This is a genomic window from Klebsiella terrigena (genome assembly GCF_012029655.1).
GTDB classification, from domain to species: Bacteria; Pseudomonadota; Gammaproteobacteria; order Enterobacterales; family Enterobacteriaceae; genus Klebsiella; species Klebsiella terrigena.
In genome coordinates, this window is the sequence record NZ_CP050508.1 from 2,734,192 (window position 1) to 2,747,047 (window position 12,856).

Annotated in this window: 11 protein-coding genes; 4 read left to right on the forward strand and 7 right to left on the reverse strand. The window is 54.8% G+C overall.

Annotated features, from left to right (window positions below; translation table 11 throughout):
- Positions 1 to 2: 2 nt before the first annotated feature.
- Entirely contained in the window at positions 3 to 1,262 is a 1,260-nt protein-coding gene (locus tag HCK03_RS12870; protein ID WP_167691686.1) for a glycerate kinase type-2 family protein, read from the forward strand.
- Between the two features lie 259 nt (positions 1,263 to 1,521).
- On the opposite strand, the gene HCK03_RS12875 is transcribed toward HCK03_RS12870, so the two are convergent.
- Positions 1,522 to 2,262, reverse strand: a complete 741-nt coding sequence (locus tag HCK03_RS12875) for an SDR family oxidoreductase (RefSeq protein WP_167692437.1) — start codon at positions 2,260 to 2,262, stop codon at positions 1,522 to 1,524.
- A 436-nt stretch (positions 2,263 to 2,698) separates the two neighbouring features.
- Positions 2,699 to 4,228, reverse strand: a complete 1,530-nt coding sequence (locus HCK03_RS12880; RefSeq protein WP_167691687.1) for an MFS transporter — start codon at positions 4,226 to 4,228, stop codon at positions 2,699 to 2,701.
- A gap of 123 nt (positions 4,229 to 4,351) precedes the next feature.
- Between HCK03_RS12880 and HCK03_RS12885 the strand changes: the two genes are divergently transcribed.
- Positions 4,352 to 5,239 (forward strand): LysR family transcriptional regulator, encoded by an 888-nt coding sequence (locus HCK03_RS12885; protein ID WP_167691688.1) that lies wholly within the window; start codon positions 4,352 to 4,354, stop codon positions 5,237 to 5,239.
- A gap of 42 nt (positions 5,240 to 5,281) precedes the next feature.
- Here HCK03_RS12885 and HCK03_RS12890 read toward each other — a convergent pair whose 3' ends face one another.
- Genes HCK03_RS12890 through eitA form a run of 4 tightly spaced genes read right to left on the reverse strand, consistent with a single transcriptional unit; the run spans position 5,282 to position 9,337 of the window.
- Positions 5,282 to 6,529 (reverse strand): MDR family MFS transporter, encoded by a 1,248-nt coding sequence (locus HCK03_RS12890; protein WP_167691689.1) that lies wholly within the window; start codon positions 6,527 to 6,529, stop codon positions 5,282 to 5,284.
- A gap of 11 nt (positions 6,530 to 6,540) precedes the next feature.
- Complete coding sequence (gene eitC / locus HCK03_RS12895) at positions 6,541 to 7,302, reverse strand: siderophore ABC transporter ATP-binding protein EitC (RefSeq protein ID WP_143716670.1); 762 nt, start codon at positions 7,300 to 7,302, stop codon at positions 6,541 to 6,543.
- The gene (locus HCK03_RS12900) at positions 7,302 to 8,339 is read right to left on the reverse strand and encodes a FecCD family ABC transporter permease (protein WP_167691690.1); all 1,038 of its coding nucleotides are present in this window, start codon (positions 8,337 to 8,339) and stop codon (positions 7,302 to 7,304) included. The genes eitC and HCK03_RS12900 overlap by 1 nt, the downstream gene beginning before the upstream one ends.
- Positions 8,339 to 9,337 carry a siderophore ABC transporter substrate-binding protein EitA gene (eitA, locus tag HCK03_RS12905; protein WP_115192655.1) on the reverse strand — a complete coding sequence of 333 codons (999 nt, stop codon included), beginning with the start codon at positions 9,335 to 9,337 and terminating at the stop codon, positions 8,339 to 8,341. The genes HCK03_RS12900 and eitA overlap by 1 nt, the downstream gene beginning before the upstream one ends.
- 445 nt (positions 9,338 to 9,782) lie before the next feature.
- Between eitA and HCK03_RS12910 the strand changes: the two genes are divergently transcribed.
- Positions 9,783 to 10,190, forward strand: a complete 408-nt coding sequence (locus HCK03_RS12910; protein WP_115192656.1) for an MAPEG family protein — start codon at positions 9,783 to 9,785, stop codon at positions 10,188 to 10,190.
- 163 nt (positions 10,191 to 10,353) lie between these two features.
- Here the strand turns inward: HCK03_RS12910 and HCK03_RS12915 are convergent, their stop codons facing one another.
- Positions 10,354 to 11,286, reverse strand: coding sequence for a LysR family transcriptional regulator (locus HCK03_RS12915; protein WP_041145665.1), 933 nt, complete (start codon positions 11,284 to 11,286; stop codon positions 10,354 to 10,356).
- A 103-nt stretch (positions 11,287 to 11,389) separates the two neighbouring features.
- Here HCK03_RS12915 and HCK03_RS12920 point away from each other — a divergent pair, with 103 nt between their 5' ends.
- Entirely contained in the window at positions 11,390 to 12,598 is a 1,209-nt protein-coding gene (locus tag HCK03_RS12920; protein WP_167691691.1) for an MFS transporter, read from the forward strand.
- The last annotated feature ends 258 nt before the right edge of the window (positions 12,599 to 12,856 follow it).

Below are 12,856 nucleotides of genomic sequence, written 5' to 3' on the forward strand. Positions count from 1 at the left end.
CGATGAGAAACGATCGGGCCGCAGCGATACTGGAGGATATCTTTAAACAGGCGGTTGACCGTGCCCGCCCCGGGCCTGTGGTTACGGCTGCGCTGCCGCAGAAACCCACCGGACGTTGTATCGTCGTGGGCGCAGGGAAGGCCTCGGCCGCCATGGCTGCGGCGGTGGATGCAGCCTGGCCAGACGTGAATGTCAGCGGTGTGGTGGTGACACGCTACGGCCATGCAGTGCCTGCCGGGCGTATCCGTATTCTGGAGGCTTCCCACCCGGTTTCAGATGCGATGAGTGAAGCTGCAGCAATGCTGATTCTGGAAGCTCTGCGTGGCCTGACACCTGACGATCTGGTGCTGGCGCTGATATCCGGTGGTGGCTCCGCCGTGATGGCATTACCCGCGCCGGGCATCACGCTGGCCGATAAACAGTCGGTTACCCGAGCTCTGTTGCACAGTGGGGCCAGCATCAGGGAAATGAATCTGGTGAGACGTCATCTGTCGGCGGTAAAAGGCGGCAGGCTGGCTATACAGGCGCAGCCTGCACGAGTGGTTTCACTGATTATCAGTGATGTGCCGGGGGATAATCCGGCTGATGTGGCATCCGGTCCGACGGTGGCTGACAGCAGCACGCCAGGAGATGCGCTGAAGGTGCTCGAACGCTACGGTATTCCGGTCTCCGCCGCGGTTCGCCATGTGCTGCGACAGCCGCCTGTGTTGTTAGATGCGCTGGCCACCGGTGAGGTCCGGATGATTGCCACCCCAGCAATGGCATTGCAGGTCGCAGCCAACGCGGCGCGTCATCACGGGATTACCCCACTGATACTCGGTGATGCTATAGAGGGTGAGAGTCGGGAAGTGGCAACCGTAATGGCGGGCATAGCTCAATCGGTGAAGCGGTACGGTCAGCCGTTGAAGGGGCCGGTCGTGTTGCTGTCGGGAGGTGAAACAACGGTTACGGTTAGCGGTGGAGCGGCGGGGAAAGGCGGTCGTAACACCGAGTTTTTACTTGGGTTAGCTTGCGCACTGAGGGGAGAAGGCGGTATCTGGGCTATCGCGGGTGACAGTGATGGCATAGATGGCACGGAGGATGCGGCAGGCGCAATAATTTATCCTGATTCGCTGGCGCGCGGAAATGCCAGCGGGCTGGATGCGTATCGCTACCTGAACGCCCACGACAGTTACAGCTATTTTCACGCAATTGATGATTTGCTGATAACAGGTCCAACTTTAACCAACGTTAATGATATCCGGATAATACTTATAGGCTAACCTCCCGCTCTCTCTTTACCGGAGAGAGCGGGAGACAAATCATTATTCATTGTGAAACCGCCGGCTTCACAGGGCATGTTTTTGCACTAATCCATTCTCTCGCATTCGCGTCAAAGATCCGGGATTTCATGGCACACGACAGTCTATTCATGGAAAAGCTGAATGGTAACTGGCGCTTCAGAGCATGCCGGAAAGTCTCTAAATGCGCATGGCGCGATAATGCGGGATACTTACAGCACGAACCACCTTCCTTTCAGTCTCAGTGATGTACTAAGCCGCCATCAACAGCATATTGGCTTCCTGTAACGTACGATGCATCATCGGAGAGCAGAAAGAGCGCTACGGCGGCGGCTTCATCCGCCGTTCCGGCACGCCCAAGAGGTACCTGACTGACCACAAAATCTTCAAACTGCTGGCGAGATTCTTCCGGCATGAAATGCCTGAAGTTCGTTTCAATTGGGCCGGGCACCAGGGTATTTGCGCGAATGCGTCGTCCAGCAAGTGCGGAAGCCCAACTCTTAACCATCGCAATAACGGCACCTTTGGTTGCGGCATAAAGGCTTGTCATTGCAGCACCTTCATAAACTGACGAAGAAGATGTTACCAGAACACTGGAACCGGGGTTAAGGGCGTCGGAGAGTGCTGCCAGTTGTAGCATCGGACCACGGACGTTGGCATTCATCATTTGATTAAACGCATCAGCTGTAACAGATTCCGGAGAGCCAACTTCTGCGAACCCAGCATTAAGCCAAAGTCCATCGAGAGAGCCCCAGTGGCTGATTGCAGTTTGTAACTCGCAAATATCTGATTCGCTGGAAGCATCACTTTTGAGAATCAGAGATGTTTCAGGCAGTAGACGGCGGGCGCGCTTAAGACGTTCTTCATTGAGTCCCGTAATAGCGACCTGACCACCTTCATTAACGATGCGCAGAGCGCCAGCAAGGCCCATGCCGCTGGTGCCACCAGTGATGAGTATGCGTTTCCCCTGAAACCGGTTCATGATTGCTCCATCATTGTATTCAAAATCAGCTCTAACCTTACGAAAGTTAATCATTGGCGTCATCTGTTTCTATAAGCAACGATAGCAAGGTAATCCATGCATCGTTTTTGCTTTCTCATTTCTGCGCTATCAGGTCTCAGATACAACCAGAAAAACGCGCATTTGAACTGAAGAACATTCACATCAAATCCGGCATTCCACGGAAACACCGGATCTCAGTTAACCCCTCAAGGCGGTTTAATCAGACAGCTGTTCTTTGGGGCTAGCGGTGAGTAAGCAGGAAAATCGCTGTAACCTCGCTCATATCCCCCAAAGAAAGCGTCACGGTTGTAGGCAGCGAGAGGAAATGCGTTTCGGATATGCTCTGGAAGGTCCGGATTCGGGGGAAACAGACGACCAAAAGCAATCAGGTAGCATATGCCAGCCATTATCCTTTTCAGCCGATCCCAGGGGCAGGGTAAGCGCGGCTGTTCTGCCCTAACGTCCGCCAGACCAGTAATGCGCATAGCACCGTGATGGCGGCGAGAACGCGAAATAGCCAGACATAGGCGGAATCATAGCTTTCTCTCAGCAAGGCATGAGAAAGACCGGGTAAGAGAGCCGCCGCCCGTGCCGTGTTTCCGCCGCCAAGCCACGTCGCCGCGTTATCAATAATGTCTGGCGCATAGCCGGGAAGGACTCTTCTGAGGCTGAGCGCGTTCATTTCAACTAAAAATGCTGAAACCATTGCCAGCGCAATACCCTCGCCAGCCACGCGAACAGTGTTAAACAAACCCGCTGCCATACCGGCTTTTTCGACAGGCACTGAGGAAATGGCCAGACCATCCATCAGCCCCCACGGAAGTGCCGCCCCGGCGCCGGTTAAAGCCAGCGCAAATAGCAGAAGCGTGCCGCTGGTGCCCTGCAACGCCTGCCCGAGAATAAGCAATCCTGCCGCAGAGAGTATCAGCCCTGCGGCCGAAACCGATCCCGGAGTAAACCAGCGGGTCAGCAGAGCGGCAAACGAGGGAAAGATCAGCATCGGTGCCGTCAGCGCCATAAGATAAAAAGCACTTTGCGTCTCGTTCAATCCGTCACCCCCCATAAAATGCAGCGGGACGATAATCAGCAGCACCACGTAGCAATAGCAGGTTGCCACCGGCAGCAGCAGGACGCCGACGAAACGCGGGTGCCGCATAAGTGATATATCGAAAACCGGATAGGTAACTTTCAGGCAGCGGGCCGTGAACGCGGTGAACAGCACCAGGGCGGTGATAAACAGCGCCAATCCGCGAAGTGAGAAAAATCCCCAGGTCGGCACCAGCATTATCCCCGCAGTAAACAGAACCAGGGCTGCGGTGAACAGCGCTAAGCCGGCATAATCCACCTTTTGCCGGGAGCCTATTTGCGCGGCGGGTATAAACAGGGCGCCAGCCAGCATAACGGTTCCTGAAAGCAGGGCGATCGAGGCATAAACCCACCGCCAGCCTAACGCGTCGGTTATATACCCGATCGCCAGCGGTCCGAATGCTAATCCTGCCCCAAACAGCGTACCCAGTACGCTGAACGCCCGGGTTCGGGCAACGCCATCATAGAGCTGAGCCAGCACCGCGCTGCCGCCGGCGAGCGTCATCGCCGCCGCTACGCCCTGTAGCGACCTGAGCACGCCGATCGCGGCCGTATTTTCGGCCAGGCAAATGAGCAGGCAGCTAAGACAAAAGAGAAGCAAACCGAGGATGAATACCCGTTTTCTGCCTACGGCATCCGCAATAACGCCGGCGGACAGCAGAAAGCCGCCGAAAGTCAGCATAAATCCATTAGTCAGCCATGACAGAGCGGCCGGTGAACCGCCCAGCGCATGGCTGATAGCCGGAGTGGTCACCACACCGCCGGTAAAACTGAACGGCAGCAGCATGGCGGCTATAAAAACTGAGGCCGCGGCAGGACTTCCCGGGCGCCGAAGAAACGATGTAGTGAAAGAGAGCATCTGATGACCTTTGTTGGCGGAACAATCGTGAGCAACAAATAAACTTCAGCCATCTTATTGCGGACAATTAATTAGATAAATAGACTGAATATACCGACAGAATAGAGATAAAGTTCATAATCAATGGATAGTTTCACCTCACTGACCTCCTTTGTAAGGACTGCGGAAACGCTGAGCTTTGTACAGGCTGCAAGGTTGCTCGGCATTTCAGCTTCAGCAGTTGGCAAAAATGTGGCCAGACTCGAACAAAAGCTGGGCGTCAGGCTCTTCAACCGCAGTACGAGGAGCGTCAGCCTGACGGCGGAGGGGGCGGTATTGCTGGTTCGCTGCCAGCATATTCTTGAGCAGTTACAGGAAGCGGAGGCAGAGTTGACCAGCAGCATCGGTCAGCCCGCGGGAAAACTCAGGGTTTCTCTTCCGGTAATCGGCTATCGGCTGCTGCTTCCACTTCTTCCTGCTTTTACCCGCCAATATCCGCAGATAGAGCTGGATCTGGACTTCAGCGATCGGCTGGTAAACATCATTGATGAAGGGTTCGATGTGGTGATTCGAAGCGGTGACCTCGCTGATTCGAGGCTGACGTCGAAAACGCTCGGCAGCTTCAGTTTTGTTCTCTGCGCCAGCCCCGCTTATCTGAAGGAATATGGCACGCCGGGGGCGGAGGAGGATTTAAGCGCTCACCAATGCGTTCTTTTCCGCTTCCCCTCGACGGGTCTAATACAGCCGTGGGAGCTGCGGGGGATCACCGTAACAGGAGACTTCACCTGTGCTTCGGCGTTAACCGCCAACAATATTGAAGCCGTTATCGGCATAAGCGCGGCGGGGATGGGCATAAGTTACGTACCCGATTTTGTCGTTCGCGACGCGCTGGAGAAGGGGGATTTGAGCGAAGTTTTACCGGGTTCGTGCGTCAGGCAGGGGCATTTTTGTGCGCTATGGGCCGCCAGACGCCACCTCTCTTCGAGAGTACGCTGCTTTGTCGATTTCCTCGCCGAAAACTGGACGAAGTGATCCAGCTTTCAATCGCTCTGCGCGTCCCGTTGCTCCGGACATTCAGGTTTTGGCGATCGGCGCGCTGCGTAGCGGACGACAAATCACGGCCAGGGCAACGCTGCTGCATAAGGGAAACAGCGCCAGCAGCAGCCAGGGATAGATGGCCCGCGTGGAGGGTATGAGCGCGTCATCCAGCAGCGGGCCAAACAGCACATTACCCGCCAGCACCGCGAAGCCTCCGGCGGTGGCCAGCGCGCCATAGTGCGCACCAAGCGTCGACTCGTCGGCAAACCAGGGGATCAGATCCTTTGCTGACGGCACCAGCAGCATCTGCCCCAGCGTCAAAAGCGTCACAAAACAGGCCGCAGGCATTAACCGCAGCCAGCCTTCCGGCGGCTCTGCGGCTGCGAACATCGCCACGCTGGCAAAAGCGGCGGAGAGCAGCAGAAATCCCACCGGTAAGATTTTGACGGCCCCCACTCGCCGCGCGAAGCGCGCAAGCGGAAGCTGAAAGGCAATGATAAGCACCGAAGCCAGCATAAAAAGCGGACCAAGATCCTTCTCGCTGCCCCCCGAGCGCTGAATCTCCACCGGTAGCGCCAGATAAAGCTGGTTGTAGCTTAATAGCCACGAACTATAGGCAATGATAAAGGCGACGAAGCGCGGCTGGCGGAAGGTTGTCCACCAGGGGAGAATTTTTAGACTCTGCTTCGCGTGATGAGCGGCAGGGAGGCAGAAGAACAGCACCACGAGCGCGATGACAAAAACACCGGCCCCGGCCAGCACAACCTGGCGAAAGCCGAAACCCGTAAGCAGGGCGCCAGCAACCGGGCCCAGCACGGCGCCAAGTTCGCCGCACACGGCAAATAGCGCGAACCACTCCGCGCGGCTGCGCTTTCCGCGTGCCTCGCTTTGCGTCCCCGCTTTTGCCAGTAGCGCTTCAATTGATGGGGAAAACAGCGCCCCACCGATACCGGTCAGGCAGGCGCCCAGAATAATCGCCCACAGGGAGTGGCCGAATGCCAGCAGCAGATAGCCCGCAACACGAATAAGGCAGCCGCAGAGGATAACGCCCCTGGCGCCGTATCGGTCAGAGAGCGCGCCGCCGATGATAAACATGCCCTGCTGGGAGAAGGTGCGCAGCCCGAGGATCAGCCCGATCGCGCCGCCGGAGAGCAGCAGATCGTCGCGTAAAAAGAGGGCCAGGAAGGGGACGACCGCGTAAAAGCCGATGTTGAAAACAAACTGGCTGCCCAGTAACACGGGCGGCCGAAGCGTTGTGGCAGGTCGCAGGGAGAAAGGAGACATGCTACCCGATCCTAAACGATATAGTGAATGTGCTTTTTGCCATGGAAGCGGGAGATCTCAATTTTCGTTTTCACCCGAAACACCTCCCAAAGAAGCTCTTCGGAGAGAATGTCTTCGGGCGTCCCGGTGGCGATGATTTGCCCGTTCTGCATCACAATCAGCGAATCACAGAACATCGCCGCGTGGTTGAGATCGTGAATAGCCACAATGCTGGTGACCGGAAGCTCACTGATCAGCTGCATCAGCTGCATCTGATGGTGAATATCCAGATGGTTGGTCGGTTCATCGAGCAGAATTTCGCTGGGCGTCTGCGCCAGCGCGCGCGCAATGTGCACCCGCTGGCGCTCCCCGCCGGAGAGGCTCTGCCAGCCTTGCGCGCTCTTTTCCAGCATATCCACTCTCTGCAGGGCGGCAGTGACGGTTTGGTCATCGTGCGCGCTCCAGTTAGAAAAAGGCGAGTGATGAGGAATACGCCCGAGCTTTACCACGTCGCGAACGCGCATATTGGCGTCGGTCATGCCGTGCTGCTCAACGAAGGCGACCCGGCGGGCAAGCTGCTTTTTGGCGATGCGGGAGATGTCCTGGCCGTCCAGCTTTACGCAACCGGCATCCGGGCGACGCAGGCCAGCGAGGATGCGCAGCAGGGAGGATTTACCGCAGCCATTAGGGCCAAGGAGCCCTACGGTTTCGCCACGAGAAACGTTCAGCGAGACGTCGTTGACGATGACTTTTTTGCCTACCTTCCAGGTAATATTGTCGGCGGAGATACTCATTACTTATTCCTTGAACGGTAGATAATCACGGCAAAGAAAGGAACGCCGACCAGCGCCGTCACCACGCCGACAGGAAGACTTTGCGGCGCGATCAGCAGGCGCGACGCAATATCTGCCAGCACCATCAGGATCGCGCCTGCCAGGGCGCTGGCAATCAGCAACGTCCGGTGCAGGGGACCAAAGAAGAAGCGCATAATATGCGGAACCACCAGCCCAACAAAGCCGATGGAGCCCGCCATACTGACGATGGTGGCGGTGATAAGCGCGGTGACGGTGAAGAGGATCAGGCGCACCCAGGGCACGGCAATGCCCAGCGACGCGGCGGCATCATCGCCAAAAGTGAAGGCATCCAGCGCCCGGGAATAGTAGAGGCAAACGGCAAGCCCAATCAGCACCACCACGAGCACCAGCTGGAATTCAGGCCAGCGCACGCCGCTAAAGCTGCCCAGCAGCCAGAACATCACATCCCGCGCCTGCTGGGCGCTGGCAGAGGTACTGATGGTGTAAGCGGTAATCGCATTGAACAGCTGGGAAGCCGCAACGCCGGCCAGAATGGTGCGTTCGTTACCGCCGCGCGCGCCGTTGGTCAGAAAGGCGACGAAGGCAAAGGCGGCAAACGCCCCGGCGAATGCGCCGGCGGAAAGCGAAACCGCCCCGGTACCGATGCCTAATACGACGACGGAAACGGCGCCGGTTGACGCACCTGCGGATACGCCGAGCACGTAGGGCTCAGCCAGCGCATTCTTCAGCAGGCTTTGTAGGACTGCGCCGCAGATAGCTAACCCGGCGCCACAGCAGGCCGCCACCAGCGCGCGGCTCAGACGAAAGTCCCAAATCACACTTTCATAAATGCGGCTGAGCGGAACCTCGGTCAGGCCCATTCTGTTACTGATGGCATAAAAGACGTCTTGCAGCGGGATCGAGAGTTCACCCACGCTAACGCCAATCGCAATGACCAGGAATAACGCTACGACGAAAAGCAGGAGCGAGGTCGTCAGCCATAACCCCTGTCGGGACTGAACAACGGCGGTCGTCATCAGTTCAGACCCAGCTTTCTGAGCTGCTCGCCGACCTGTTCAGCACCGTAGATTGTCCTGATTGTCGGGTTCATTGCCTGACCGTCCATCACCACGATATGCCCTTTTTTCACCGCATCCAGCTGGCTAATGGCAGGGTCGCTTTTGAGGAATTTGATTTTTTCCTCTGCGTTATCCAGCGCCCAGCGGTTACGGTCCAGACTGGATACCACGATCACGTCCGGATTTGCAGCAATAATGCTTTCCCAGCTTACCGTCGGCCATTCGGTCTCAGAGGTGATGGCGTTATGCCCGCCGAGCACGTTGGCAATAAATCCGGATGCGCTGTTTTTACCGCCCACATAGGCATCAGCGGAAGGGGATGAACTTGAGAACCAAAAAACAAAAGAGAGATCTTTTTTGTTTTTACCGAACTCCTGGCGCAGGTCCGCTTCACGCTTTTTGAAATCAGCAACTACCGCCTGGCCACGATCTTCGACATTGAAAATTTTGGCAAAATCTTCAATTTCTTTATAGAGATAGGTCATATCCCATAGCTTCTGGCGGCTGCCATACATATCGCCGGTGGCTTTTTTGGTGGCGCACATCCCCGGAGAGACATAGCTGTTTACACCAAGGGTCAGCAGATCCTGGCGTTTGGCGACCTTACTTTCTGGGCCGAGCAGCAGCGGGGACTGGGCGGGGACGAAATCTGGATTTTGCGCAAGAACGGATTCGAGGGTAGGAATTTCTACCGTTAGCGTTTTGATTTTTGCATTCTGTGCCGCCAGCTGGGGCAATACTTTGGTCGGCCAAAAGGCGCTGGCAACCACCTTATCCTGCAGTCCCAGCAGGAGCAAAATCTCGACCGTATTTTGTCCCAGCGCCACGACGCGCTCGGGCGATTGGCTAAACGTCTCTTTATACCCGCAGTTTTCAAGGGTCAGAGGATATGTGGTTGCCTGAACAGAGCTGACCGAAGCAAACACCATACCTAACGCGCAGATGACCTTTTTCATTAAACGCTATCCTTCATTAAAATCGTTGGCGAAATCCAGGATCTATTTTTAATGCAAATGAAACGTATTACAGAATGCCGGGTTTTATACAGTGGCCGATATAGGGTGTCAATGAGAGATAATTGCCGGGCGTTATCATCGCCGTGAGCAGGCAGAGGTTGGGGAACTGGCGGTCCGCCGCGCAGGGGGATGAAGCCCGGCGGTTCACTAAAACGAAATGGCCGGCCGGGGATGCGTTATGCCAGTGGATGAGCGTAAACCCGCGTATTAGCCGTAGTGCAAGTCTCAAATAGGGTGGTTAAGCCGGTATTAAATTCCATCCGGAGCCAGCGTCGTTATCCTGATGCCGTTCATGCTCTCAATACCGCCATTTATAACGATGGTTGTATTTCCGCTTTATCATTAAACTTCACGTCCTTGCTGCAGTACTACGGAGAATAAACAGATGGAAAATAACCCTGAACTAGTCGTGCTTACCCTGGTGTGCCTGATAACGGCGTTGATGTGGCTTCCTTATATCGTCGCCAGGGCTTCTGGCGTGGGGGTGCTGACAGCGCTGGGAAATCCCAACCCGACGGCGACAGACGTGGCGCCCTGGGCGCAGCGCGCGCAGAAGGCACACGCCAATGCCGTAGAAAATCTGACTATTTTTGCTCCGCTGGTGCTTATCGCCGCCTTCCTTGATGTGAATAATCCTGCAACGCTAATGGCAGCAAAAATCTATCTGATTGCGCGAGTCGTCCATTATGTGGTGTATACCGCGGGTATTCCCGTTATCCGGACTCTCGCTTTTCTGACCGGCTTTGGCGCAACCCTGACTTTTGCCTTCACAATTCTCAGCTCAGTTTTCTAAGGTGCAGTAACGAGAATCGGTGGTGTCGATATTCTTGATAACCTCTGCGAGTGGGGCCTTGACCACGCTTCGCAGCGTCGGAGTCTAACGTTAACTGGCATAGGCGGGGAGAGGGGGTTGTGTGCTAAGGCGAGTTTCATTCTGCCAGCTGGACTCTCCGCGGCTATTCCACGCGGCCTGATGTGGCGAAGGATATATTGCTCAACTGCTGATGCATGAAATCAATTAGCGCTCTTGTTTTAGCGGGCAAATAGCGCCGGTCTGAATAAATTGCGAACAACTGCAGTGGCGCTACCGATTGTTCAAACTCAATCTCGATTAACCGACCATCGCTAATATAGGGCTGGCAGGCTTGTTTAGAGAGAATGGCAAAACCGACGCCTGAGACCGCGGCTCGTCCTGCCATCTCGCCGCTGTTTACCCGATAATGACCTCTGACCTTAATGGTTTCGAATCCCCCCTTTTTATTGACGAACTGCCAGGGCGCGCCTTTCAGCGCGCTTACCGTTGTAATACAGGGTAATTCTTCAAATTGCTGTATCCGAGAAGGGGTGCCATACCGCTGAATGAGGCTGGGGGCTGCCACGATGGTGCAGGGGATCGTCAGCAGATGACGGGCGATGTAGTCACTGTCATCCATCTGACCGCGGCTGACAATGACCGCTAAATCCAGATCCTCGCGCAGGGATTCGAAACCTGACAAATTGGTGACGCAGCTGATCTCCAGCTCCGGGTGCTGACAGGCGAAATCGGCGACAACAGCACCCAGCAACGCAGGACCTATCTCATTGGGAATGCAGATACGTAATGGGCCCTTGAGCTGCATTTGCCGCAACGTCAATTCGGTCTCAGTTTGCTCAAGCGCCTCCAGCAGTGGCTTCGCTCGGGTATAGAGTAGCTGTCCCGCCTGGGTGAGTTTCATATGGCGGGTGCTGCGCTCAATGAGCTGAAGATTCAGTTTGTCTTCTAACTGAGAAATGCAACGACTCACGTTTGAGGTCGGCATTGCAAGGAGTTTCGATGCCCCCACAAAACTTTCTCTTTCAACCACGGCAATGAACACTTTCAGGGTATTAAAATCAAGAGCCGGACGCATCAACTATCCCAAATATGATAATAATGAGTGCCACTTTTACCATCTAATGAATATTTTTGATAGGGGTTAAACTCGGATCTCTTTCATCCACAGGTTGCTTGCTATGTCACTGGTCACGCCGACGTTTAATCATAAAGCCCTTATGCGGGTTGCCATGGTAATGGCTTTTATCCAGTTCGCTAATGCGCTGGAATATATGATGTTCAACCCTATTTTTGCTTTTATGGCCGCCGATTTCGCCGTCCCCGTCTCCTTCTCAGGCTATGTATCCGGCATGTACACCGCGGGGGCCGTCCTTTCGGGAATTATCGCCTTTTACCGGATTGGTCGTTTCAATAAGAAACGTTTTTTAATCGCCAATATGGCGCTGTTAGGCCTGCTGACATTTTTGACGACCTTCACCTCCAGTTTTAGTCTTCTGCTGACGCTACGATTGTGTGCAGGATTAGTTGGAGGGACGACAATGGGGGTGGGTATAAGTATATTGATAAACAACGCCCCGACTCATTTGCGCGGAAAGATGCTGGCGACGGTCATTGCGTCATTTTCGATGGTAAGCATTGTAGGCATGCCCACGATATTATTTTTGTGTGCGCATTATGGCTGGCATGTCGCTTTATGGTTAATAAGTACGCTTTGTGTGTTGGCATTGCCGCTGATTGTATTCATCATCCCCCGGGAGCCCGTCTCTTTCGACCGGCTCCCCGCGCAGCCTCTCGATGCGGATACTTTACTGTTTGCCTCCAGTAATGCGCTTGCACAGTTTAGCCCCATGCTGGTGGTTCCTGTTCTGGTGCCCTTAATGACCCAGCAGCTGGGCGCTTCGCAAGACCTGCTGCCCTGGCTGTTCTTCGCCGGAGGGGTGGCAGGTTATCTGTCTACAAAAATGACCGGCGTGCTCACTTCCCGTTTTTCCGTTTTGATGCTGGCTACCGGGTCAACCATAGTCTTTATATTGAGTCTGCTAATACCCATGCTCGGCTATCAGCATGCGGCGTTATTTATGACGTTATTTCTCGGTGCATCCTACAGTCGCCTGGTTTCATCTTCGGCGGTGGCGATTCAGTTTCCTGATGACGGGCAGCGCGCTGGATTCTCTTCATTACAGACATCAATAATGTATCTGATTACAACCGTCGCATTTTTCCTGTCCGCTTTTCTATTACCTGAACATGGCATGGCGCCACAAAATATCAACAAGCTGCTGGCAGTATGCGCAATTTCCGCATCAGGGCTGCCAGTTAGCGTTATCATTCTGCAAAAGAAACTGGCTAAACGGACTCTCCGGCCTGACCACCCGATCGTGGATTAGCATAACGTCGGCGCCTGACTCTGAGCTGGCAAGTGCGGCTAGCGGATGTAAAAAAAGAGCCGTTATCCGGGCTTAACGATGCGGGAGTGTATTAACTAAGGCGTTTTTTATTCCTTATTGTTAGCGTCACTTTGGTTTATTTGAAAACCAAGCCACTAAATAACACTATTTACTTTAGCGGGCGGGGGGTATTTATCGACATATATAAATAATCAACAATTCACGCTGCCTGCAGATTTGCAGGCAGGTACACGATAA

Coding starts and splice junctions, on each gene's coding strand:
- HCK03_RS12870 (WP_167691686.1), top strand. CDS start 3: ATGAGAAACGATCGGGCCGCAGCGATACTGGAGGATATCTTTAAACAG.
- HCK03_RS12875 (WP_167692437.1), bottom strand. CDS start 2,262: ATGAACCGGTTTCAGGGGAAACGCATACTCATCACTGGTGGCACCAGC.
- HCK03_RS12880 (WP_167691687.1), bottom strand. CDS start 4,228: ATGCTCTCTTTCACTACATCGTTTCTTCGGCGCCCGGGAAGTCCTGCC.
- HCK03_RS12885 (WP_167691688.1), top strand. CDS start 4,352: ATGGATAGTTTCACCTCACTGACCTCCTTTGTAAGGACTGCGGAAACG.
- HCK03_RS12890 (WP_167691689.1), bottom strand. CDS start 6,529: ATGTCTCCTTTCTCCCTGCGACCTGCCACAACGCTTCGGCCGCCCGTG.
- eitC (WP_143716670.1), bottom strand. CDS start 7,302: ATGAGTATCTCCGCCGACAATATTACCTGGAAGGTAGGCAAAAAAGTC.
- HCK03_RS12900 (WP_167691690.1), bottom strand. CDS start 8,339: ATGACGACCGCCGTTGTTCAGTCCCGACAGGGGTTATGGCTGACGACC.
- eitA (WP_115192655.1), bottom strand. CDS start 9,337: ATGAAAAAGGTCATCTGCGCGTTAGGTATGGTGTTTGCTTCGGTCAGC.
- HCK03_RS12910 (WP_115192656.1), top strand. CDS start 9,783: ATGGAAAATAACCCTGAACTAGTCGTGCTTACCCTGGTGTGCCTGATA.
- HCK03_RS12915 (WP_041145665.1), bottom strand. CDS start 11,286: ATGCGTCCGGCTCTTGATTTTAATACCCTGAAAGTGTTCATTGCCGTG.
- HCK03_RS12920 (WP_167691691.1), top strand. CDS start 11,390: ATGTCACTGGTCACGCCGACGTTTAATCATAAAGCCCTTATGCGGGTT.